Consider the following 19,213-nt stretch of genomic DNA (forward strand, 5'->3'; position numbering starts at 1 on the left):
CGTGATCGACCTCCACCACGGCCGGTCGGTCAACGGCTACGAGCACCCCGCCGACGTCAAGCAACGCAGCGAGTACCGCACCCTCGGCGACGTGTTCCCCCACGCCACCACCCTCTTCGCCCAGTCGAAGAGAAGCCCCGACCACGACCACACCATCGCCTACGACAAGGACGGACCACCGGGCCAGACCGGCGACCACAACGACACCCCGCTCACCCGCCACTCCCACCGGGCCAAGACACATCTCGGCTACGAGGTCCACCAGCTCGGACCCGACCGCTGGATCTGGCGCACACCCCACGGACTCCACCGCCTCGTCACCGGCGAGGGCACCCGGTCGATCACCCAGGTCGACTACCACACCCTGCGCATCGAGCTCGCCGGCAAGTACGTCCTCACCTCCTGACCCCACGGAGGGCCAGCGGGAAGTGCAGCGCCGGCACGACGTCAGCCCGCGTGGGCGTCGATCTCGCCCAGCACGCGCTTCTTCACGTCATCGGGCGCGAAGGACGCACCCACCGAGGCCCGCGCGAGGTCGGCCACGCCGCTCTCGTCGAGGCCGAGCAGGTCGGCCGCGATCTCGTACTCGCGGTTGAGCGTCGTACCGAACATCGGCGGGTCGTCGGAGTTGATCGTCACCACGACACCCGCCTCGACGAAGACCGGCAGCGGGTGCTCGGCCAGCGACGCGACGGCGCGGGTGGCGACGTTCGACGACGGGCAGACCTCGAGCGGGATGCGGTGCTCGGCGAGGTACGCCAGCAGCTCCGGGTCCTGGGCGGCGGACGTGCCGTGGCCGATGCGCTCGGCGCCGAGCCCGCGCAGGGAGGTCCAGATCGTCTCCGGACCGGTGGTCTCGCCGGCGTGCGGCACCGAGCGCAGCCCGGCGGCGCGGGCGGCAGTGAAGTGCGGGACGAACTGGTCGCGCGGGACGCCGATCTCGGGCCCGCCGAGGCCGAACGCGACGAGCCCCTCGGGGGCGTGGTCGAGGGCGAACCGGAGCGTCGCGTCGGCGGCCGGGATGCCCGCCTCTCCCGGGATGTCGTAGATCCAGCGCAGCACCAGGCCGAAGTCGCGCTCGGCCGCGAGCCGCGCATCCTCGATCGCCTCGGTGTAGGCCTCGATCGGCATGCCACGGTCGGGGTCGTCCGGCAGCACGGAGGTGTACGGCGTGCAGGTCAGCTCGGCGTACCGCACGGCCTGGCCCTCGGCGAGCTCGCGGCCGATCTCGTAGGTCAGGTAGCGCACGTCCTCCGGCGTCCGGACCAGGTCGACGACCGCGAGGTAGACCTCGATGAAGTGGGCGAAGTCGCGGAACGCGAAGAACTCGCTGAGCAGTGCCGGGTCCGACGGCACCGTGCCGGGGTGGCGCTCGGCCAGCTCCGAGACGATGCGCGGCGAGGCCGACCCGACGTGGTGGACGTGGAGCTCGGCCTTGGGCAGGCCGGCGATGAAGTTGCTCAGCACAGAGGTCACCCTAGGGGTCTCAGTCCAGCGCCGCGATCAGGTTCTCCGCCTGCTCGTCGATCGTCCGTCCGTCGGTGAACACCTTGCCGTCCAGGATGATCGTCGGCGTGCCGTTCACGCCCGCAGCCTTGGCCTCGGAGGTCGCCTTGGCCACCCAGTCCTTGTTGCTGACGTTGCGGATCGCGTCGGCGACGTCGGACTCCTTGGCGCCCGCCTCGACGGCACGCTCGACGAGGTCGTCGTTGGTCACCGAGCCCGGGTCGGACTCGGAGGGCTGGTTCTCGTAGAGCAGGTCGTGGAACTTCTTCGCCACCGCGGGTCCGGACGCGTCGAGGACGACGGAGAACGCGCTCGTGGCGCGGATCGGGTAGTCGCCCAGCTGGCTCAGCAGGTCGAAGGGCCGGTACTCCACGAACACCTTGCCGTCAGCCGCCAGCTGCGCGAGATCCTCGCGGGTCTGCTTCTCCAGCTCGCCGCAGTAGGGGCAGAGGAAGTCCTCGTAGATGACGACCTTGTGGGGCGCGCTCTCCTCGCCGATGGTGACGCCGTAGTCGCTGCGACCGCTGGCCGCGGCGGCGAGCTTGTCGTCGTTCTTGTTCTTCTGCAGGAGGCTGATGGTGATCGCGCCGCCGATGATGAGGGCCATCGCCAGCGCGACGCCGCCGATGGTCAGCCAGCGGCGCCGTGCCTCGCGCTTCGCCTGCGCAGCGCGCTCCGCGGCGGCCTTCTCGGCGCGGGCGTTGGCCTTGGACTTGTCGGACATCAGCTTCCATCTCCTTCAGCAGCGCCGGCGGCGCGGGGCACGAACAACAGGGAGTCGAGGGCCAGGCGGGTCCGCGGCAGCCACGCGACGAGCAGCGACGCCGCGAGGAGCGCCACGTCGCGGGCGATCTCCCAGGGGTACGCCGAGCTCGCGCCCGGATCCGCTCCCCCACCGCCGAAGCACCCGCAGTCGATCTCGATGCCGCGCGCCCACACCGACGCGATGCCGATGATGAAGGCGACGAACAGCAACGAGGACAGCGCCGCGGCACCGCGGGCGAGCACACCGAGAACGAGCGCGAGGCCCACGACGACCTCCAGGCCCGGGAGGGCGATCCCGACCGCCTCGGCCACCGACGAGGGCAGCAGCTGGTAGGCCCGCACGGCGGCGATGCTCGCGTCGGGCTCGGTGATCTTGAGCGCGCCGGCGACGATCCACACACCTCCGGTCACCAACCGGGCGAGCAGGCCCACCCAGGCCAGTGATCCCTTCACGTGCGTGAGCGTAGTGGGGCGCTCTGAGCGGGTGCTGAGAGAGCGCGGAGGGAGACGTCGGCGGGCAGGCGTAGGGTGCTCCCTCGTGAACGAACGACTGGTCTGGATCGACTGCGAGATGACGGGCCTCTCCCTCGAGAGCGATGCCCTCGTCGAGATCGCGGCACTGGTGACCGACTTCGACCTGAACGTGCTCGGCGACGGCGTCGACGTCATCATCAAGCCCCCGGCCGAGGCCCTGGACCAGATGATCGAGTTCGTCCGCAACATGCACGCGACGTCCGGCCTGCTCGACGAGCTCGCGAACGGCGTCACCCTCGAGGAGGCCGAGGCCCAGGTGATGGCCTACCTCCGCGAGCACTGCGCCCCCGACAGCCGCCCGGCCCTCGCCGGCAACTCGGTCGCGACCGACCGCGGCTTCGTCGCCCGCGACATGTCCGAGCTCGACGCCTTCCTCCACTACCGGATCGTCGACGTCTCCTCCATCAAGGAGCTCTCGAAGCGCTGGTTCCCGCGGGCCTACTTCAACGCCCCGACCAAGCGCGGCAACCACCGTGCGCTCGCCGACATCCAGGAGAGCATCGAGGAGCTGCGGTACTACCGCGACACCGTCTTCGTGCCCCTCCCCGGCCCCGACGGCGATGCCGCGAAGGCCGCCGCGGCGCGCCACGGCGGGGCACTGACCGGCCTCGGCGTGACACGCACCGATACCGATTCCTAGTTCGCGGGCGATTGCGTCTACACTCGTCCCCGGCCCGACAGGGCCGATGGTGGGTATAGCTCAGCTGGTAGAGCGCCGCCTTGTGGTGGCGGATGTCGCGGGTTCAAGTCCCGTTACTCACCCCAACCGAACCGGCCGGACTCCTCGGAGTCCGGCCGGTTCGCATTTCACAGCGGTCCGGGACCGCCGCCGATCTTGCGCTGGAGACCGCTGTTGTCGTGCTCGACGGAGCGGCCGAAGTCACGCTGGCGTGAGGCGGAGTCGCCGCGCACCCGCGCCGCACCGGCACGCCGACGGTCGTAGACGAATCCGATGATGAGAACCGCAGCGACCGCGATCAGGACCCAGGCCCACCAACCCATGGTGACCTCACTCTCGAGAAGGGATCACCAGCCTACGCCTGACCCCTCTCCCAGTTCTCTGACTATAGTCAGAGAATGCTCACTGAGGTCCTCCGCCGGTTCAACCGCACCTACACGCAGCGCATCGGCGTGCTCGACGAGTCCTTCCTCGGCACCGGCCGCCCGCTGGCGGTCTCCCGACTGCTCTTCGAGATCGGCCACGGCGGACCGGCCGGCGTGCGCGAGCTGCGCGAGCGCCTCGAGCTCGACTCCGGCCATCTCTCCCGACTGCTGCGCCGGCTCGAGGACGAGGGCCTGGTCGCCACCGTCATCGACCCCGACGACCGACGGCGACGGGTCGCCGTCCTGACCGGCGACGGCGAGGCGGCGTACGACGACCTCGAGCGACGCTCCGAGGAACGGGCCGACCTCCTGGTCGCGCCGCTCACCCCGCGCCAGCAGGAACGCCTCGCCGAGGCGCTCGGCACCGCCGACCTGCTCGTCCGGGCCGCGACCGTGCGGCCGCGGGAGGTCTCGTCCGACGCCCCGGTCGCCCGGGAGGCGACGGCACGCTACTTCGCCGAGCTCGACGGCCGCTTCCCCGACGGCTTCGACCCCGGGGGCCCGGACGCGCCGGAGCCCGGGGCCACGTACGTCGTCGCAACCTCCGACGGCACCCCCGTCGCCTACGGCGGCATCCGTCCCGTCCCGGACGTCGGCCCCGCCACCGCGGAGGTCAAGCGGATGTGGGTCGACGACGCCTGGCGCGGCGCCGGGCTCGGGTCCCGGATGCTGCGCCACCTCGAGGAGCTGGCGCGTGGCCGGGGCTTCGAGCGGGTCGTGCTCGACACGAACGGCACCCTGCTCGAGGCGATCGCGATGTACGAGCGCGCGGGCTACGAGCGCATCGACCGCTACAACGACAACCCCTACGCGGAGGCCTTCTTCGCCAAGGACCTCCCCACGGGCTGAGTGTCAGCGACCCGACACAGCAGGTGTCAGGCGCGCGACGGACCGGCAGGGCGGACGGCAGCAGGCTGGTGGACAGCAGGAACCACCCACCACCACCCCGAAGGAGCCCGTCATGAACACCACCCACCGCGTCGGCACCATCCGGCGGATCGCACTCACGCTGCTCGCCACGTTCGCCGCTCTCACCGGCACCATCGCCGCGACCGGTCAGCCCGCACAGGCCGCGAGCTACGGCAGCATCACCGGCTGCTTCCAGGCGACGTCCAACACCCAGTGGGGCACGTACACCGCGCCGCAGAAGTTCTCGACCGTCTACGTCGACGTCTGGAACGGGTCCGCCTGGGTCGCCCGAGCAACGACCTCGACCGGCAGCAACGGTTGCGTCACCTACTCCGTCCAGACCGGCTACTACTGGCACCTGCGGATGGACTACTACTCGCGCCCCTACCGCACGGTCGGCACGAGCAACTGGGCCTACGTCGGGTCGACCGGCAACTACAACGTCGGCTGGACGAACGCCAGCATCGTCTGGGTCGGCTGAACCACCCGGACGCACCACTGCCGGTCGGTCCCCGGGGACCGACCGGCAGTGGCATGTCAGCCTCAGCCGCCGATCGGCAGGCCGAACCGGCCCTTCTGGAAGTCCTCGTACGCCGCCAGCACCTCGGCCTTGGTGTTCATCACGAACGGTCCCGCCCAGGCGATCGGCTCGCGGATCGGCTGGCCGCCGACGATCACGACGTCGAGCTTCGGCGAGCGGCTCTCCTGCCGCTCGTCGGCGGTGATCGTCAGGAAGTCGCCGGCGCCGAGCACGGCGGTCTGGCCGGTCCGGACCGGGCTCGCGTCCGTCGTACCGACACTGCCGGAGCCGTTGAGCACGTAGACCAGCGCGTTGTGGTCGACGTTCCACGGCAGGTCGAGGCGCGCGCCGGGCTCGATGGTGGCGTGCACCAGGGCCATCGGCGTGAACGTGGAGCCGGGTCCGTCGTGGCCGTCGACGGCGCCGGCGATGACCCGGACCAGCGCACCGGCGTCGTCGGTGGTGAGCAGGGCGACCTCGCCGGAGCGGATGTCCTGGTAGCGCGGGTCGTTCATCTTGGAGTCGCGCGGGAGGTTCACCCAGAGCTGGATGCCGTGGAACAGGCCGCCGGACTGGACCAGCCACTCCGGCGGGGCCTCGATGTGGAGCAGGCCGCTGCCCGCGGTCATCCACTGCGTGTCGCCATTGGTGATCGTGCCGCCGCCACCGTGGCTGTCCTGGTGGTCGAAGACGCCGTCGATGATGTAGGTGACCGTCTCGAAGCCGCGGTGCGGGTGCCACGGCGTGCCCTTGGGCTCCCCCGGCGCGTACTCCACCTCGCCCATCTGGTCCATCATGATGAACGGGTCGAGGTGCTTCATGTCGATGCCCGCGAATGCCCGCCGCACCGGGAAGCCCTCCCCCTCGTAGCCCGTCGGAGCGGTCGTCACCTGCCAGACCGGTCGCGGCTGGTCACCCAGTCCCGGGGACTTCAGGCGCGGCAGGACGGTCAGGTCGTCAACGGTGATCGCGGGCATGGGGCCCACCTCCAGTGGTCGAGAGGCTTGGTTGCCATGTCAACCATATACCCGTCCGGTTCATTCCGCATAGGGTCGGGCCATGACGCGCTACGACGCCGTAGTGGTCGGGGGCGGCCACAACGGCCTCACTGCCGCTGCCTACCTCGCCCGCGCCGGGCTCTCCGTCCTCGTCCTCGAGCGACTCGGCCACGTCGGCGGCGCGGCGGTCTCCACCCAGGCGTTCCCGGACTTCCCGACCCGGCTGTCGCGCTACTCCTACCTCGTCTCCCTGCTCCCCGAGCAGGTGGCGAGCGACCTGGGGCTCAACCTGCAGCTGGTCAGCCGGACGACGGCGTCGTACTCCCCCGTCGTGCGCGGCGGCCGGCCGGTCGGCCTGCTGGTCGAGCGCGACGAGGGCGAGGCGACACGGACGTCCTTCCGCGAGCTCACCGGCTCCGACGAGGAGTACGACGCCTGGCGCACCTTCTACGACGAGGTCGGCCGCCTCGCCGAGGTCGTCGCACCGACCCTGACGCAGCCGCTGGTCACCGACGCCACCCTCCGCGCTGCCGTGGACCCGGTGACCTGGCGCGACGTCGTCGAGCGGCCGCTCGGCGAGGCCATCGAGCGCCGCTTCCGCGACGACCTGGTCCGCGGCGTGGTCGGCACCGACGCGCTCATCGGCACCTTCGCGTCGTTGCGCGACCCGAGCCTGGTGCAGAACCGCTGCTTCCTCTACCACCTGATCGGCAACGGCACCGGCGAGTGGCGGGTGCCCGTCGGCGGGATGGGAGCGGTCACCTCCGCACTGCACGCCTCGGCGGTCGCCGCGGGCGCGACCGTGGTCACGGGCGCGGGCGTGAGCGCCGTCGCCCCCGGCGAGGACGCCGAGGTGCGGTGGCACGACGGCGCCACCGAGCACACGGCGTCCGCGCGCTTCGTGCTCGCCAACGTGGCCCCGTGGGTGCTGCGGATCCTGCTCGGCGAGGAGGAGGACCCGACCACCAAGCCGGAGGGCGCCCAGCTGAAGATCAACTTCCTGCTCTCGCGCCTTCCCCGGCTCCGCACGGGCATCGACCCGGCCGTGGCCTTCGCCGGCACCCTGCACCTCGCCGAGTCCGCGTCCGACCTCGAGGTCTCGTGGGCCGCCGCCCGGCGCGGCGAGCTGCCATCACCGCTCCCCGGCGAGGTCTACTGCCACTCCCTGACCGACCCGTCGATCCTCGGCGCCGTCCCCCCGGGCACGCACACCCTCACCTACTTCGGCCTCCACACCCCGGCCCGGCTCTTCGAGGACTCGCCGGCGCAGACCAAGGCGGAGGCGGTCCGCCGTGCGATCGCCTCGCTCGACGCGGTCCTCGAGGACCCGATCGACTCCGTGGTGATGCGGACGCCGTCGGGCGAGCCGTGCATCGAGGCCAAGATCCCGCAGGACGTCGAGGCCGAGCTCGCCATGCCCGGTGGCCACATCTTCCACGGCCACCTCGACTGGCCGTGGGCCTCGGCCCGGGCCCGCCTGGAGACGCCCGCCGAACGCTGGGGCGTCCAGACGTCGTACGACGGCGTGCTGCTGTGCGGCTCCGGCGCCCGCCGCGGCGGCGCGGTCAGCGGACTGGGCGGCCACAACGCCGCACAAGCCGTGCTCGAATCCCTCGGCTGACCGGGACGCATCCCGATTTCACCCGCCAGCCGTGGCGCTGGTAATGTTCCATCTCGCTTCACCAGATGCACCCCTAGCTCAATTGGCAGAGCAAGTGACTCTTAATCACTGGGTTCTCGGTTCGAGTCCGAGGGGGTGTACCGCAGTCATCAGGCCCGGTCACACGACCGGGCCTGATGCATTTCCGCTCCCGTGGGTACCGCGTCCGGTGTGAAGCCCGACCACACCACGATCGCCGCGGCCCTCACCGAGGCCGCCCAGTCGATCAACAGCCACCGCTCCCTGGACCAGACCCTCGACGCGATCGTCCGCGCCGCGCAGCAGACCGTGCCGGGGTTCGACCACGTGGGCATCTCCGTCGTCCACGGCAACGGCAACAGGCGGATCGAGACCCGGGCCGGGACCGGTCGAATCGTGTGGGACGTCGACGAGCTGCAGTACAAGCTCGCCGAGGGGCCCTGCTACGACGCGATCCGGCACGGCGGCGTGACGGTGATGGACGACGTGGAGACCGAGGACAGGTGGCCCCAGTACGTCGAGGAGGTCCGCCAGCTCGGCCTGCGCGCCCAGATGGGCCTGCAGCTCTACAGCGACGGCACCACCCTCGGCGGGCTCAACTTCTACGCCGCGGAGCCGGGCGTCGACCCCGATGCCGTCCAGCTGGGCGAGCTGTTCGCGGCGCACGCGGCCATCGCGCTGGGCCGGGCCCGGCACGAGCACCAGCTCAACGAGTCCGTGGCGTCGCGCCAGGCGATCGGCACGGCGGTCGGGATCGTGATGGAGCGGTACCGGATCACCGAGGACCGCGCCTTCCAGTTCCTCGTCCGCGCCTCCTCGACCGGCAACGTCAAGCTGCGCTCGATCGCCCAGCAGGTCGTGGACGACGCCAACGCGCAGTTCCAGCCGTCCGGCGACACGCCCTCGCACGGCTGACGTCCCTCACGCCTCGGCAGCGCGCACCTGCTCCGCCGGCAGCCAGCTCGTCGAGACGTGGCCGTCCCGCTCGAAGGTGACCAGGAGCGAGCTCCCGTCGGGGGTGGCCTTGAGGAACAGGCCGGGGACGGCGGAACCGTCGAGGTCGACGAGGACAGGGGTGTTCGGGGACAAGGTCGCCTCCGGCCGATGGGGTCGCGAGACCCGCGGGGCAGCCCCCGTCCTGAGCTGCTCGTCCCGAACTCTAGGGCAGGTCGCCGACAGCGCCTCGCCTGCCCCGGAGCAGTCCCCCGCCCCACAACGCCCAGAGCACCAGCACCGGCTGGAAGAACAGCCGCGCGAACCTCTTCTGGTCGGTGTCGAGGCCGAACGCACTGGTGCCCTCGACGTACTGGGCGATGTTGCCGGGGAAGATCGCGACGAAGAAGGCCGCGAGCAGCCCGCCGACCAGGCGCCGGCGCTTCGGCAGCGCGGCGAAGGCAGCGCCCAGGCCGATCTCCACCGCGCCGGAGGCGAGCACGACGATGTCCTCGTCGACCGGGAACCACGACGGCACCTGCGCGCGGAACTCGTCGCGCGCAACCGTCAGGTGGGTCAGCCCCGCGGCGGTCATGGTCGCGCCGAGGGCGATCCGGGCCAGGTTCTGGGCCAGTGTCATGGCCTCACCCTAGGCCTGCGCGGAGTGGTGCATCATCAGCTCCTCCGCCGCGACGACGCCGGCGGAGTCCAGGTGCGGCGGGTCGATGACGGTGGCGAGCGGTCCGGCGGCGAGCAGGAGCCGGCCGACCCGTCCGTCGACCGGGGGCAACAGGTCGAGGTCGACGACGACGTCGGTCTCGTCGTCCTCGACGAGGGTGACCTCCTCGGCGTAGAAGTCGGCGGCCCAGCGGGCGCTCTGCGGGAGCAGCACGCGGACGCGGGTGGTGGCCCGCTGAGCGGCCAGGAGCTCGGCGACGTCGTCCGGGCGATCGAAGGTGCGCTCGACGGCCTCGGCGGAGCGGATGTTGGACAGCAGGAAGGTGCGCAGCCTGCCGTCGGCGTCGGCGGGTCCGGCGTCGACCTCCCAGCCACGGCGGGTCTGGACCAGCTGGTAGGGCTCGATCTCGCGCTCGGTGACGCCGGGGTGCCAGGCGCGGGAGTAGACGATGCGGACGGCGGTCTGCTCGGCGAGGGCCTTGCGGAACACCGGCAGCAGGCGGTTCCAGCTGCGGACGGCGGGCGTGGACGCACCCACGGCCGACGGGCCGAACATGGTCTCGGTGAGGACGTCGATGGCCTCGGTCAGCTCGACGTTGTCGGGCTCGGTCTCGAGCAGGGCCCGGGCAGCGGTGTAGGCCAGGCCGAGCTCGCCGGCGTCGACGTACTCGACCCCGATGTCGGCCGGGACCTCGGCGACGATGCGGACGATGCCGGCGGTGCCGGGATCCTCGGTGTCGCCGTCGGGCCCCAGGAACTCGAGGACCTCGGGCCGGGTCAGCAGCCAGCGGCCGCCGATGTCGGCGGTGTAGAAGGCGAGCAGCTCCTCGCGCAGCGCCGCCACCGTCGTGTCGAAGTCGGCGGCGAGGATCTCGAGCGAGAGCCCCTCGGGGTGGCGTTGGAGCCGCTCGAAGACGGCGGGCAGGCGGGCGAACCGCTGGACGTACTTGGGCGTGCTCATGCGGCTCCCCCACCTCGGGCGGCGTCGAGCGCCGCGATCACCTCGGCCCGGACGTCGGCCGGCCCGACGATCCGGACCCGGTCGCCCAGCTCGTTGAGCCGGGTGCGCAGCGCGGCGCGGTGGGTCACCCGGTAGCGCAGCAGCACGTCGTCGCCGGCGGCCTCGACCCCTTCGGGGTCGCCGAGCCAGCGGCGTACGTCGGGCTCGTAGTGGGCCGGCGCGCGCAGGGTCACCTCGACGGCCGGGTCGATCTCCCACGACATCGGGTGCAGCCCGACGTGGCGCACGGGCGGGATCCGCTGCGCGCTGCCGGCGGGGCCCGCGTCGGCCGCGGTCATCCGCGAGACGACGAACGTCTTGACGACGGAGCCGGGCAGGTCGGCGAGGTCGGCGTCCTCGACGGCACGGAGGTACCACGTGCCGTTCTGGTTGCGGACCGACTCAGGGTGCACGGTGCGCCGGGTGCCCTTGTAGGTGAACGTCAGCAGCTGGTGGTCACGCACCGCGTCGACCACGAGCGAGAGGGCCTCCGGCGTCGCGTCCTGGACGGCGGTCGCGGGCGGCAGCTCGTCACCGGCGGCCTCGGCCGGAAGGCCCAGCCGCGCGACGAGGTCGGAGCGCCTGGCCATCAGCACGGCACGGCGCAGCTCGGCCTGCTGGCCCGGGGTCAGCCGGACCCGGAGCCGGTTGTCGACCGTCGTCATCCGGTAGGTCGCGGACTCCCCGGGGCCGGCGATGTTCTCGATCTGCCAGCCCTGGTTCTCGAGGTGGGTCAGCTCGCGCTTGAGCTGGGACCCGGCGTCCTTGCCCCCCTCGAAGCCGGCGACGCTGATCAGCTTGTCGCTGCTCACCCCGCTCTGCGGGTGGGCCTGCAGCATCGCGGCGATCCGCACCAGCCGTTCCATGGGTCCGCGCTGGTCGCGTCCGGGGCCCTTCGCAGCCACGTCGTCCCTCCCGATAGGTCTACTCGAACGCGCCGTGACGGCCCGCCCCCTGCGCGAACCGCGCGGCACCGTCGAGGGTATCGGCGGACAGCGACACGAGGCCGTGTTTCCACTCCACCGCCAGCGCTTCCGCCAGGTCCAGCCCGTGCTGCTCGTACGACGACAGCCGGTCCTGGCGCAGGCAGGTCTGGGGGAACGCCGCGATCTGGGCGGCCAGGGCCAGCGCCTCCTCCAGCACCGCGCCGGGCGCCGAGACCCGGTTGGCCAGGCCCATCCGCAGCGCCTCGTCGGCACCGACCTCGCGCCCGGTCAGGATCAGGTCGAGCGCGTGGGAGTGGCCGATCAGCCGCGGCAGCCGGATCGTGCCGCCGTCGATCAGCGGGACACCCCAGCGCCGGCAGAACACCCCGAAGGCGGCGGCGGGATCCATCACCCGCAGGTCGCACCAGACCGCGAGCTCGAGGCCGCCGGCCACGGCGTACCCGTCGACGGCCGCGATGACCGGCTTCGAGAGCAGCAGGCGGCTCGGTCCCATGCCGGCGGGTCCGGCGTCCGGCCCGTCGCCGGGCGCGCCGACGTCGACCCGGCCCTCGGAGACCGCCTTGAGGTCGGCGCCCGCGCAGAAGACCCCTCCGGCGCCGTGCAGGACGGCGACGGAGGCGGACTCGTCGGCGTCGAACTCCTCGAACGCCTCGGTGAGCAGCCGGGCGTGCTCGGCGTCGACCGCGTTGCGCACCTCCGGCCGCGACAGGGTGACCAGGGTGACCGGACCGTGCTTCTCGACCTCGACCGACATGGGCCGAGGCTAGTGGTTGCTAGCTCCCGGAGAGGTGCACGGTGCGCACCGTGGCGGCGGCGACCTGCACCGGCGTCCACGGGAACTGCACCCACTTCTCCTCCGAGAACAGCCGGGTCTGGTCCGAGGACCACGGCGAGGCGGGGTCCTCGTACTGGCTGTAGGTCAGGATCGTGCGCGCGTCGACCGTGCCGTTGGCGAGGTAGCTGATCGCCTGGATGTGCGAGGAGCCGTAGCTGACCGGCTTGTAGCGGTCGGTGTTCGACGCCGGGTTGCGCGAGGCGACGGCGTTGGCGTTGCCCGCGAGGTCGCCGTCCCCACCCCCGATCGGGTACGCCGGCGCGCCGCGGTCGCCCGCGACCTGGAGCGATCCCCAGGGCGCGTCGAAGGCGACGCCCGCCGCGCGCACGGAGGCGATCGCGTCCTTCATCGCCTTCACGACGGTCGCGTCGGTCCTCAGCCCGCGCGGGGTGTTGATCGGGTCCTTCGCGTCGAAGGGCACGGTCCACAGGTTGTCGCCCGTGGGCGCCCGCTTCACGAAGGCCTCGAACAGGTGCGTGCCGACCGAGGTGGTGTCGGAGTGGCCGTCCCACGCCTTCAGCACGGCGCAGGCCTGCGTCTCCCCAGTCCTGGCGCAGACCTCGTCGAGCCTGCCGCCCGCCCGCATCACCTCGGCGGCACGCACCCTGTTCTCGTGCTCGTGACCGCGCAGGGTCACGGGCGTCTCCTTGCCGACCGCGAGCCGGTCGATCACGTACTGCTGGACCATCCGGGTCCGCATCGTCCGCACGCACTTCTCGCAGCCGATGATGTTGGCGTAGCCCTCGAGGCGGACCTTGTCGTTCGGGGTCCAGTACGAGTCGTTGGCGTTCATCACCCAGTCGCGTCGTACGACGGCGGGCAGCTTCGCCGGCCCGAGGATCCCCGGCCGCTGCGCATCGGCGTCGGTGCCCCACTTGCAGAGCCCGTCGGCGAGCAGGCCGTTGAGCCCGGGCAGCCCCGCGACGGACTTGAGCAGCAGGCCGACGGGCGTGAGGCAGCGGGTCGCCATCGCGTTGGTGACGTTCGGGACCACGCTGTGGTCGGCGTACAGGACCTCGCCCCTGCGGTCCGCGGCCGTCGTGTTGACCCACGGCATGCCGCCGCCGGCGTCCTGCCGGGCCAGCAGGTCGCGGCTGCTCGTCGCCTCGCCCATCGCGAGGAAGGTGTCGATGGTGCGCAGGTGCTCGGCATTGGCGTCGCGGATCGCCCAGAAGCTGAGCGGCGACCAGCCCATGAACTGCGACGGGCTGTCGATGACATAGCCCTGCGGCGTGCGCCAGACGTCCTCGCGCACGGTCTTCAGCGAGCCGTCGGCCTGCTTGACGACGACATCGACGAAGCGCTGCTCGGCCTTGCGCAGCAGCCCGTTCGCGGTGAGGTAGAGCGGGCCGGGGCCGACCGTGAAGTACTCGTAGGGCGTGAAGCGGTACGCCGTGGAGACGGTGTGGCTCCAGGCGACGTCCTTGTTCCAGCCGATGTTGACGACCGGCGAGCCGATCAGCGAGGCACCCGCGACGTCGTACGTGCCCGGGATGGTGAGGTGCTGCTGGGTGAACTTGTAGCGGCCCACCCACGGGAAGTGCGGGTTGCCGAGCAGGAGGCCGCGCCCGGTCGAGCTCTTGTCGCCACCGATCGCGGTGGCGTTGGAGCCGAAGTCGCCGTCCTGGCCGAGCGACCTCAGCAGCGCCGCCCTGTCGACCTGCTTCGCGTACGCCGGCACCTCCGCCTTCGTCGTCGGCAGCGGCAGGTCGATGCCCAGGTCCGGCAGGCCCGGGTCGGCGAGCGTCGGCGGGTCGGCCTCGACGATCTCCTTGAGGAAGTTGCCCGACGACGCGATCAGGTTGGCCATGTAGACGCCGTACCAGAGGTCGATCTCGGTGGCGTCGGGCTTGACCCAGTCCTGGTCCCTGCATGCCGGGTCGGTGATCGTGTTGTCGCGCAGCCACCGGTTGATGCCGGCGGTGTAGCCCTTGACCATCGCCTTGGCCCGCGCGGACGGGCCGGCCTTCGACACGAGCAGGTTCTCGACGACCTTGCGCTGGTGGAGGTCGGTGACGAAGGCGTCGACCTGCAGGTTGGAGGCGTCGAGCGAGACGCCGTCGAGGTAGCGACCCTCGCCGCCGAGCTCGCGCGAGCGCTGCCCGCGCGCGGTGAGCACGGTGTCGGCGAGGTTGCAGATCGACGAGCTCGCCGTGGCGTACCCGCTCCCGTAGCCCAGCGACCCCCAGTCCGTCGCGGTGATGTGCGGGATGCCATGCTCGGTGATCCTGATCGTCGCGTCGTACGGCGAGGTGGCCGCTGCCGCGGGCTCGGGACCGGCGTCCGCGGGCCCGGCGAGGGCCAGGGCGGGCACGGCGAGGGTGGCGGCGAGCAGCGCCGCGACGCGGGGGGAGCGCATGCGGGTGTAACGCGTTCTCCCCGTGTGCGTTACGTCACAGGTAGAGCCCGGCCGCCTCGTCGCCGAGCCGGTCGGCGGCGACCGCGTGGATGTCCCGCTCGCGCATCACGACGTAGACCTCGCCCGAGACCTCGACCTCGGCCTTGTCCTCCGGGTCGTAGAGCACCCGGTCGCCGGACACCACGGACCGGCAGTGCGGGCCGACCGCGACCACGCGCGACCAGGCCAGCCGGCGCGCGCCCATCGCGGCGGTCGCCGGGATGACGATGCCGCCCGAGGAGCGGCGCTCACCGGACTCGGAGTCGACCTCGCACAAGATGCGGTCGTGCAGCATCTTGATGGGCGTCTTGTCGGACACGGCCTCAGCGGGTGCGGGTGATCCGGCGGACCACCACGAAGAACGTGATCACCCCGACGACACCACCGACGGTCTTCAGGATGTTGTCGGTGCGCGGCTCCCCGGTCGTGGCGTCGACGTAGTACGCCTTCACCTGCGCCACCTCACGACCGACGATCGTCTTGGGGTGCGAGCGGTAGAGCAGCTGGTCGATCGTGCCGGCGAGTCGCTCGCGGGCTTCCTCGATCTCGCGCTCGATGTCAGAGGGAGTGTCACTCACCCGGGCAGGCTATCAACCGGCACCGTGCGCGGGTCGAAACCCCACGGGAGTTCCAGCCGGTGGGCACGCATCAGCGCGTCGTCGGTCAGGACGTCGTACGTACGGCCGTCCGCGACGACCCGGCCGCCGCTGAGCACCACGGAGCGCGGGCACAGCTCCAGGGCGTACGGCAGGTCGTGGGTGACCATCAGCAGGGTCACGTCGAGGCCGCGCAAGATGTCGGCGAGCTCGCGACGCGAGGCCGGGTCGAGGTTCGAGCTGGGCTCGTCGAGGACCAGGATCTCCGGCTCCATGGCCAGCACGGTCGCCACGGCGACCCGGCGGCGCTGCCCGAACGACAGGTGGTGCGGGGGGCGGTCGGCGTAGGCCGCCATGCCGACCTGCTCCAGCGCGTCCATCACGCGCTTCTCCAGCGCGGCGCCCTTGAGACCCAGGTTCGCGGGGCCGAAGGCGACGTCGGCGCGCACCGAGCCCATGAACAGCTGGTCGTCGGGGTCCTGGAAGACGATGCCGACGCGGCGCCGGATCTCGAGCAGGTTCTTCTTCGTGACCGGCAGGCCGCTGACCGCGACACTGCCCTCGCCGTGGCCGCTCTCGGCCGACAGGATGCCGTTGAGGTGCAGCACCAGCGTCGTCTTGCCGGCGCCGTTGGGGCCGAGCAGCGCGACCCGCTCGCCCGGGTGGACGTGGAGGTCGACGCCGAACAGGGCCTGGTGGCCGTCGGGGTAGGCGAAGGCGACCCCGCGGAGGTCGAGGGTGGGGGTCATCGCACGGTCTCCGGGAGCTTTCCGTCGTATCCCCGGGACAGCATGGCCAGGTGCACCCGCTCCCCCCTCTCGTACGACCGGACGAACAGCGCGCCGAGCGTACGCGCCAGCGCGGGCCAGTGCCGGGGCGACCTCGGGTCGACGCCGCGCGAACGCATCGCGGTGACCATCCGGCCGAGGTCGGCGGTGACCACGTCGAGGTAGCGCACCATGAACGACATGATCTGCACGAGCAGGTCGGGGAAGCGCAGCCGCTGCAGGCCGCGCAGCACCTCGTTCGGCTCGGTGGTGGCCGCGAGCGTGAGCGAGGCGAGGACGCCCAGCGTGCCCTTGACCGCCAGGCCCCAGGCCGCGACCAGGCCGTGCTCGGACAGCGAGAGCTCCCACCCGCCCGGCATCGGTACGCCGACCCGCGGGCCCTCCGCGACGAACGGGATCAGCGCCGCGAACAGCAGGAAGGGCACCTCGACCACCATGCGCGGCAGGAGGTAGCCGAGCGGCACCCGCGCGAGCGCGACCACGCCGAGCAGGACGGCGAGGTGGAGCGCGAAGACGGGGTACCAGTCCCGCGGGGTGGCCACGACGAGCAGCACGAACGCCAGCAGCGCGAGCACCTTGAGGTGCGCCGGGGCGCGGTGCACCGGCGAGTGGCCGTGGAAGTGCAGCCGGTGGCCGTGACCGGCGCCCATCAGGACGGGTCGTGGTTCTGGAGCTGGGGCTCCGGCTCGGGGGTGCGCCGGCGCAGCGCGTAGAACAGGCCACCACCGATCGCGAGCGTCAGCAGCACGCCCGCCACACCGGCGATCCCGCCGCTGAGCCGCGCGTCGTCCACCCCTTTCGTGCCGTAGTCGGCGAACGGGCTCCCGGTGTCGACGGGGTCCTCGGCGCTGTCGCCGAACCCGGTCCTGCCCGCGACGTACTCGAGGCCGTCGGGGTGGCTGCTGGCGTAGTAGCTGCCGACGCCCGCGACCAGCAGGGCGACCAGCAGGCCGACGGCGAGGAAACGACGCCTGCTCATGAGGCGAGCTCCGAGGTGACGAGCGGGGTGCGGGTGGCGAGGCCGCGGGCGCCGTGCACGAGGTCGGGACGCGACGCGACGACGGCGCTGATCACGAGGCCGGTCACGATCGCCTCGCCCACGCCGATCACGAGGTGCCAGCCCACCATGGCGGCGAGCACCTTGCCCGTGGCGACGTCGGCCGTGCCGCCGATCGCGAAGAGCAGGGTGAACGCGGTCGCGGCGGCGGGCACGGAGACCAGCGCGCCCACCGCGGCCGCGACCGGCACCGAGCCGAGCTTGCGGGGCAGCACGACGAGCACGAGCCGGAAGACGGCGTACCCGACGACGACGCCCACGATGCCCATCAGCGTGATGTTGGTGCCGAGGGCGGTCAGTCCGCCGTCGGCCATGAACAGCCCCTGCACCAGGAGCACGACGCTGATGCACAGCATCCCGGTCCACGGCCCGACCAGGACCGCGGCCAGCGCACCTCCCAGCAGGTGGCCGCTCGTGCCGGCACCGACCGGGAAGTTGATCATCTGGCCCGCGAACACGAACGCCGCGACGAGGCCGGCCATCGGCGCGGTGCGGTCGTCGAGCTCGGCGCGCGCCCGGCGGAGGGCGACACCGACGCCGGCTGCCGCGATCACCCCTGTCGCCACCGAGGTCGGCGCATCGAGGAATCCGTCAGGCACGTGCATTGCCGCTCCTGGGTTGGGGGGTAGTTAGATGGTCACGAGCACGACCCACCTTATTGCATACAGTTTGCAACAACACACGCCCATCAGGAGCAGCGCCCATGAGCGACCCGGCCCGCCTCGCCCCCGGCGACACCGCCCCCGCTTTCACCCTCACCTCCGACACGGGCGAGGAGGTCTCCCTCGCATCACTGCTGGCCGGCGACCGCAAGGTGATCGTGTACTTCTACCCGGCCGCGATGACGCCGGGCTGCACCAAGCAGGCGTGCGACTTCACCGACTCCCTCGACGCGCTCCAGGCCGCGGGCTACACCGTGGTCGGCATCTCCAAGGACGCCCCCGCCAAGCTGGCGAAGTTCCGCGAGCGCGACGGCCTCACCATCACCCTGCTCTCCGACACCGACCTCGCGGTCCACAAGGCCTACGGCGCCTTCGGGGAGAAGAAGCTCTACGGCAAGCTCGTCGAGGGCGTCATCCGCTCGACCTTCGTGGTCGGTGCCGACGGGGCGGTCGAGCTCGCCCAGTACAACGTCAAGGCGACCGGCCACGTCGCCAAGCTGCGCAGGGACCTCGGCCTCGCATGACGCAGCCGCCGCCTCCCGCCCCGCCGGTCCCGCCCGCTCCGCCGGTCCCGCCGGTCCCGCCTCCGCCGCCGCGCCCGGCGAAGAAGCGCACCGGCCTCGTGGTCGCCGCGATCATCGCCGTGCTGCTCCTCGTCGGCGGCGGCATCACGGCCGTCGTCCTGCTCGGCGGTGACGACGAGAAGCCGTCGTCCGACGACACCACCACCACCTCGCAGGCGCCGACGACCACCATCCCGGACCTCGGCGGCCCGACCATCGAGGGCAACGGCTACCAGGTGCAGCTGCCCGACGGCTGGACCGACGGCACCACTGCCTTCAAGAAGGCCAACCCCCGGCTGAAGACGATCGACAAGGTCGTTCTGTGGGGCCCGAGCGCCGACACCGCCCGCGGCAACGTGATCGTCGAGACCGAGGCCGCCTACGGCTACACCGACCCGAACGACCTCAAGGAGCGGTGGGAGAGGGCGCTCGTCTCCGACGACAGGACGGCCCGGATCAGCGACGGCTCGCCGACGACGATCAACGGCCAGACCGCGCTCACCGCCGAGATCACGCGCACCAACAACGACGGCACGAAGGTGCAGCAGCGCGCCCACCTCGTGATCAGCGACAACCGCAGCTACTCGATCACCGCGTCGCTGCAGGCCGGTGACGACGACGTCCTGAACACCTTCGCACGGATCCTGAGCACGTGGCAGTGGGCCGACTGAGCAGGACCCCGGACGGTCACTAGGATCGGCCCACGCGCCCGTAGCCCAATTGGCAGAGGCATGCGGTTTAGGTCCGCACCAGTGTGAGTTCGAGTCTCACCGGGCGCACC

24 protein-coding genes, 3 tRNA genes and 1 pseudogene are annotated in these 19,213 nt (G+C 71.7%); 11 read left to right on the forward strand and 17 right to left on the reverse strand.

What is annotated here, in order from left to right:
• Positions 1 to 406: pseudogene (locus tag ASE20_RS25050) on the forward strand (hypothetical protein); the annotation flags it as partial.
• Positions 407 to 447: 41 nt separating this feature from the next.
• Here the strand turns inward: ASE20_RS25050 and ASE20_RS18185 are convergent.
• The 3 genes from ASE20_RS18185 to ASE20_RS18195 are packed head-to-tail and all read right to left on the reverse strand — an operon-like array spanning position 448 to position 2,724.
• On the reverse strand, positions 448 to 1,464 hold the full coding sequence (locus tag ASE20_RS18185) for an adenosine deaminase (protein WP_082612663.1): 1,017 nt from the start codon (positions 1,462 to 1,464) through the stop codon (positions 448 to 450).
• A 22-nt stretch (positions 1,465 to 1,486) separates the two neighbouring features.
• Complete coding sequence (locus ASE20_RS18190) at positions 1,487 to 2,230, reverse strand: DsbA family protein (protein WP_056895985.1); 744 nt, start codon at positions 2,228 to 2,230, stop codon at positions 1,487 to 1,489.
• Positions 2,230 to 2,724, reverse strand: a complete 495-nt coding sequence (locus tag ASE20_RS18195; protein ID WP_056895986.1) for a MauE/DoxX family redox-associated membrane protein — start codon at positions 2,722 to 2,724, stop codon at positions 2,230 to 2,232. The genes ASE20_RS18190 and ASE20_RS18195 overlap by 1 nt, the downstream gene beginning before the upstream one ends.
• Before the next feature lie 85 nt (positions 2,725 to 2,809).
• Between ASE20_RS18195 and orn the strand changes: the two genes are divergently transcribed.
• Together orn and ASE20_RS18205 are read left to right on the forward strand one after the other, a co-directional pair.
• Positions 2,810 to 3,445: an oligoribonuclease gene (gene orn, locus ASE20_RS18200; protein ID WP_056895987.1), complete on the forward strand. Its 636-nt coding sequence runs from the start codon at positions 2,810 to 2,812 to the stop codon at positions 3,443 to 3,445.
• Between the two features lie 49 nt (positions 3,446 to 3,494).
• Positions 3,495 to 3,570, forward strand: a tRNA-His gene (locus ASE20_RS18205).
• 42 nt (positions 3,571 to 3,612) lie between these two features.
• On the opposite strand, the gene ASE20_RS18210 is transcribed toward ASE20_RS18205, so the two are convergent.
• Entirely contained in the window at positions 3,613 to 3,807 is a 195-nt protein-coding gene (locus ASE20_RS18210) for a hypothetical protein (protein ID WP_056895988.1), read from the reverse strand.
• Positions 3,808 to 3,882: 75 nt separating this feature from the next.
• Between ASE20_RS18210 and ASE20_RS18215 the strand changes: the two genes are divergently transcribed.
• Together ASE20_RS18215 and ASE20_RS18220 are read left to right on the forward strand one after the other, a co-directional pair.
• Complete coding sequence (locus ASE20_RS18215; RefSeq protein WP_056895989.1) at positions 3,883 to 4,758, forward strand: helix-turn-helix domain-containing GNAT family N-acetyltransferase; 876 nt, start codon at positions 3,883 to 3,885, stop codon at positions 4,756 to 4,758.
• Positions 4,759 to 4,870: 112 nt separating this feature from the next.
• Entirely contained in the window at positions 4,871 to 5,299 is a 429-nt protein-coding gene (locus ASE20_RS18220; RefSeq protein WP_056895990.1) for a hypothetical protein, read from the forward strand.
• A 62-nt stretch (positions 5,300 to 5,361) separates the two neighbouring features.
• Here the strand turns inward: ASE20_RS18220 and ASE20_RS18225 are convergent, their stop codons facing one another.
• Entirely contained in the window at positions 5,362 to 6,315 is a 954-nt protein-coding gene (locus ASE20_RS18225; protein ID WP_056895991.1) for a pirin family protein, read from the reverse strand.
• 82 nt (positions 6,316 to 6,397) lie between these two features.
• Here ASE20_RS18225 and ASE20_RS18230 point away from each other — a divergent pair, with 82 nt between their 5' ends.
• The 3 genes from ASE20_RS18230 to ASE20_RS18240 all read left to right on the forward strand — a co-directional run bounded on the left by ASE20_RS18230 (position 6,398) and on the right by ASE20_RS18240 (position 8,890).
• Positions 6,398 to 7,957 carry a phytoene desaturase family protein gene (locus tag ASE20_RS18230; protein WP_056895992.1) on the forward strand — a complete coding sequence of 520 codons (1,560 nt, stop codon included), beginning with the start codon at positions 6,398 to 6,400 and terminating at the stop codon, positions 7,955 to 7,957.
• Between the two features lie 67 nt (positions 7,958 to 8,024).
• A tRNA-Lys gene (locus tag ASE20_RS18235) sits at positions 8,025 to 8,097 on the forward strand.
• 70 nt (positions 8,098 to 8,167) lie between these two features.
• Positions 8,168 to 8,890 (forward strand): GAF and ANTAR domain-containing protein, encoded by a 723-nt coding sequence (locus tag ASE20_RS18240; RefSeq protein ID WP_157538695.1) that lies wholly within the window; start codon positions 8,168 to 8,170, stop codon positions 8,888 to 8,890.
• 6 nt (positions 8,891 to 8,896) lie between these two features.
• Here the strand turns inward: ASE20_RS18240 and ASE20_RS24835 are convergent, their stop codons facing one another.
• The 12 genes from ASE20_RS24835 to ASE20_RS18295 form a co-directional block, all read right to left on the reverse strand.
• Positions 8,897 to 9,064, reverse strand: a complete 168-nt coding sequence (locus tag ASE20_RS24835; protein ID WP_157538696.1) for a hypothetical protein — start codon at positions 9,062 to 9,064, stop codon at positions 8,897 to 8,899.
• A gap of 70 nt (positions 9,065 to 9,134) precedes the next feature.
• A complete protein-coding gene (locus ASE20_RS18245; RefSeq protein ID WP_056895994.1) occupies positions 9,135 to 9,548 on the reverse strand; it encodes a hypothetical protein in 414 nt (137 codons plus the stop codon).
• Between the two features lie 9 nt (positions 9,549 to 9,557).
• Positions 9,558 to 10,547, reverse strand: a complete 990-nt coding sequence (locus ASE20_RS18250) for a WYL domain-containing protein (protein WP_056895995.1) — start codon at positions 10,545 to 10,547, stop codon at positions 9,558 to 9,560.
• The gene (locus tag ASE20_RS18255; protein ID WP_157538697.1) at positions 10,544 to 11,491 is read right to left on the reverse strand and encodes a WYL domain-containing protein; all 948 of its coding nucleotides are present in this window, start codon (positions 11,489 to 11,491) and stop codon (positions 10,544 to 10,546) included. The genes ASE20_RS18250 and ASE20_RS18255 overlap by 4 nt, the downstream gene beginning before the upstream one ends.
• Before the next feature lie 19 nt (positions 11,492 to 11,510).
• Positions 11,511 to 12,287, reverse strand: coding sequence for a crotonase/enoyl-CoA hydratase family protein (locus tag ASE20_RS18260; RefSeq protein WP_056895997.1), 777 nt, complete (start codon positions 12,285 to 12,287; stop codon positions 11,511 to 11,513).
• Between the two features lie 19 nt (positions 12,288 to 12,306).
• The gene (locus ASE20_RS18265; protein WP_056895998.1) at positions 12,307 to 14,727 is read right to left on the reverse strand and encodes a penicillin acylase family protein; all 2,421 of its coding nucleotides are present in this window, start codon (positions 14,725 to 14,727) and stop codon (positions 12,307 to 12,309) included.
• Between the two features lie 34 nt (positions 14,728 to 14,761).
• Positions 14,762 to 15,061: a GroES family chaperonin gene (locus ASE20_RS18270; RefSeq protein ID WP_056896380.1), complete on the reverse strand. Its 300-nt coding sequence runs from the start codon at positions 15,059 to 15,061 to the stop codon at positions 14,762 to 14,764.
• Between the two features lie 28 nt (positions 15,062 to 15,089).
• Positions 15,090 to 15,344, reverse strand: coding sequence for a DUF3618 domain-containing protein (locus ASE20_RS18275; protein ID WP_056895999.1), 255 nt, complete (start codon positions 15,342 to 15,344; stop codon positions 15,090 to 15,092).
• Positions 15,341 to 16,111 carry an energy-coupling factor ABC transporter ATP-binding protein gene (locus ASE20_RS18280; protein WP_056896000.1) on the reverse strand — a complete coding sequence of 257 codons (771 nt, stop codon included), beginning with the start codon at positions 16,109 to 16,111 and terminating at the stop codon, positions 15,341 to 15,343. Before ASE20_RS18280 ends, ASE20_RS18275 begins: the two co-directional genes overlap by 4 nt.
• On the reverse strand, positions 16,108 to 16,800 hold the full coding sequence (gene cbiQ, locus ASE20_RS18285; protein ID WP_056896001.1) for a cobalt ECF transporter T component CbiQ: 693 nt from the start codon (positions 16,798 to 16,800) through the stop codon (positions 16,108 to 16,110). The genes ASE20_RS18280 and cbiQ overlap by 4 nt, the downstream gene beginning before the upstream one ends.
• A complete protein-coding gene (locus ASE20_RS25190; RefSeq protein WP_056896002.1) occupies positions 16,800 to 17,129 on the reverse strand; it encodes a PDGLE domain-containing protein in 330 nt (109 codons plus the stop codon). Before ASE20_RS25190 ends, cbiQ begins: the two co-directional genes overlap by 1 nt.
• Positions 17,126 to 17,812 (reverse strand): energy-coupling factor ABC transporter permease, encoded by a 687-nt coding sequence (locus ASE20_RS18295; protein ID WP_056896003.1) that lies wholly within the window; start codon positions 17,810 to 17,812, stop codon positions 17,126 to 17,128. The genes ASE20_RS25190 and ASE20_RS18295 overlap by 4 nt, the downstream gene beginning before the upstream one ends.
• Here ASE20_RS18295 and bcp point away from each other — a divergent pair.
• The 3 genes from bcp (at position 17,812) to ASE20_RS18310 (ending at position 19,211) form a co-directional block, all read left to right on the forward strand.
• Positions 17,812 to 18,393, forward strand: coding sequence for a thioredoxin-dependent thiol peroxidase (gene bcp / locus ASE20_RS18300; protein WP_225869236.1), 582 nt, complete (start codon positions 17,812 to 17,814; stop codon positions 18,391 to 18,393). The genes ASE20_RS18295 and bcp overlap by 1 nt on opposite strands.
• On the forward strand, positions 18,390 to 19,103 hold the full coding sequence (locus ASE20_RS18305; RefSeq protein ID WP_056896005.1) for a hypothetical protein: 714 nt from the start codon (positions 18,390 to 18,392) through the stop codon (positions 19,101 to 19,103). The genes bcp and ASE20_RS18305 overlap by 4 nt, the downstream gene beginning before the upstream one ends.
• Positions 19,104 to 19,137: 34 nt before the next feature.
• Positions 19,138 to 19,211 (forward strand) — tRNA-Leu (locus tag ASE20_RS18310).
• The last annotated feature ends 2 nt before the right edge of the window (positions 19,212 to 19,213 follow it).

The sequence above is a fragment of the Nocardioides sp. Root240 genome, from assembly GCF_001428825.1.
Taxonomy (GTDB): Bacteria; Actinomycetota; Actinomycetes; order Propionibacteriales; family Nocardioidaceae; genus Nocardioides.

What these genes read in the sequence shown, in the direction of transcription:
- ASE20_RS18190 (WP_056895985.1), bottom strand. Translation starts at nt 2,230, where the DNA reads ATGTCCGACAAGTCCAAGGCCAACGCCCGCGCCGAGAAGGCCGCCGCG.
- ASE20_RS18210 (WP_056895988.1), bottom strand. Translation starts at nt 3,807, where the DNA reads ATGGGTTGGTGGGCCTGGGTCCTGATCGCGGTCGCTGCGGTTCTCATC.
- ASE20_RS18215 (WP_056895989.1), top strand. Translation starts at nt 3,883, where the DNA reads ATGCTCACTGAGGTCCTCCGCCGGTTCAACCGCACCTACACGCAGCGC.
- ASE20_RS18220 (WP_056895990.1), top strand. Translation starts at nt 4,871, where the DNA reads ATGAACACCACCCACCGCGTCGGCACCATCCGGCGGATCGCACTCACG.
- ASE20_RS18225 (WP_056895991.1), bottom strand. Translation starts at nt 6,315, where the DNA reads ATGCCCGCGATCACCGTTGACGACCTGACCGTCCTGCCGCGCCTGAAG.
- ASE20_RS18230 (WP_056895992.1), top strand. Translation starts at nt 6,398, where the DNA reads ATGACGCGCTACGACGCCGTAGTGGTCGGGGGCGGCCACAACGGCCTC.
- ASE20_RS18245 (WP_056895994.1), bottom strand. Translation starts at nt 9,548, where the DNA reads ATGACACTGGCCCAGAACCTGGCCCGGATCGCCCTCGGCGCGACCATG.
- ASE20_RS18250 (WP_056895995.1), bottom strand. Translation starts at nt 10,547, where the DNA reads ATGAGCACGCCCAAGTACGTCCAGCGGTTCGCCCGCCTGCCCGCCGTC.
- ASE20_RS18260 (WP_056895997.1), bottom strand. Translation starts at nt 12,287, where the DNA reads ATGTCGGTCGAGGTCGAGAAGCACGGTCCGGTCACCCTGGTCACCCTG.
- ASE20_RS18265 (WP_056895998.1), bottom strand. Translation starts at nt 14,727, where the DNA reads ATGCGCTCCCCCCGCGTCGCGGCGCTGCTCGCCGCCACCCTCGCCGTG.
- ASE20_RS18270 (WP_056896380.1), bottom strand. Translation starts at nt 15,061, where the DNA reads ATGCTGCACGACCGCATCTTGTGCGAGGTCGACTCCGAGTCCGGTGAG.
- ASE20_RS18280 (WP_056896000.1), bottom strand. Translation starts at nt 16,111, where the DNA reads ATGACCCCCACCCTCGACCTCCGCGGGGTCGCCTTCGCCTACCCCGAC.
- cbiQ (WP_056896001.1), bottom strand. Translation starts at nt 16,800, where the DNA reads ATGGGCGCCGGTCACGGCCACCGGCTGCACTTCCACGGCCACTCGCCG.
- ASE20_RS25190 (WP_056896002.1), bottom strand. Translation starts at nt 17,129, where the DNA reads ATGAGCAGGCGTCGTTTCCTCGCCGTCGGCCTGCTGGTCGCCCTGCTG.
- ASE20_RS18295 (WP_056896003.1), bottom strand. Translation starts at nt 17,812, where the DNA reads ATGCACGTGCCTGACGGATTCCTCGATGCGCCGACCTCGGTGGCGACA.
- ASE20_RS18305 (WP_056896005.1), top strand. Translation starts at nt 18,390, where the DNA reads ATGACGCAGCCGCCGCCTCCCGCCCCGCCGGTCCCGCCCGCTCCGCCG.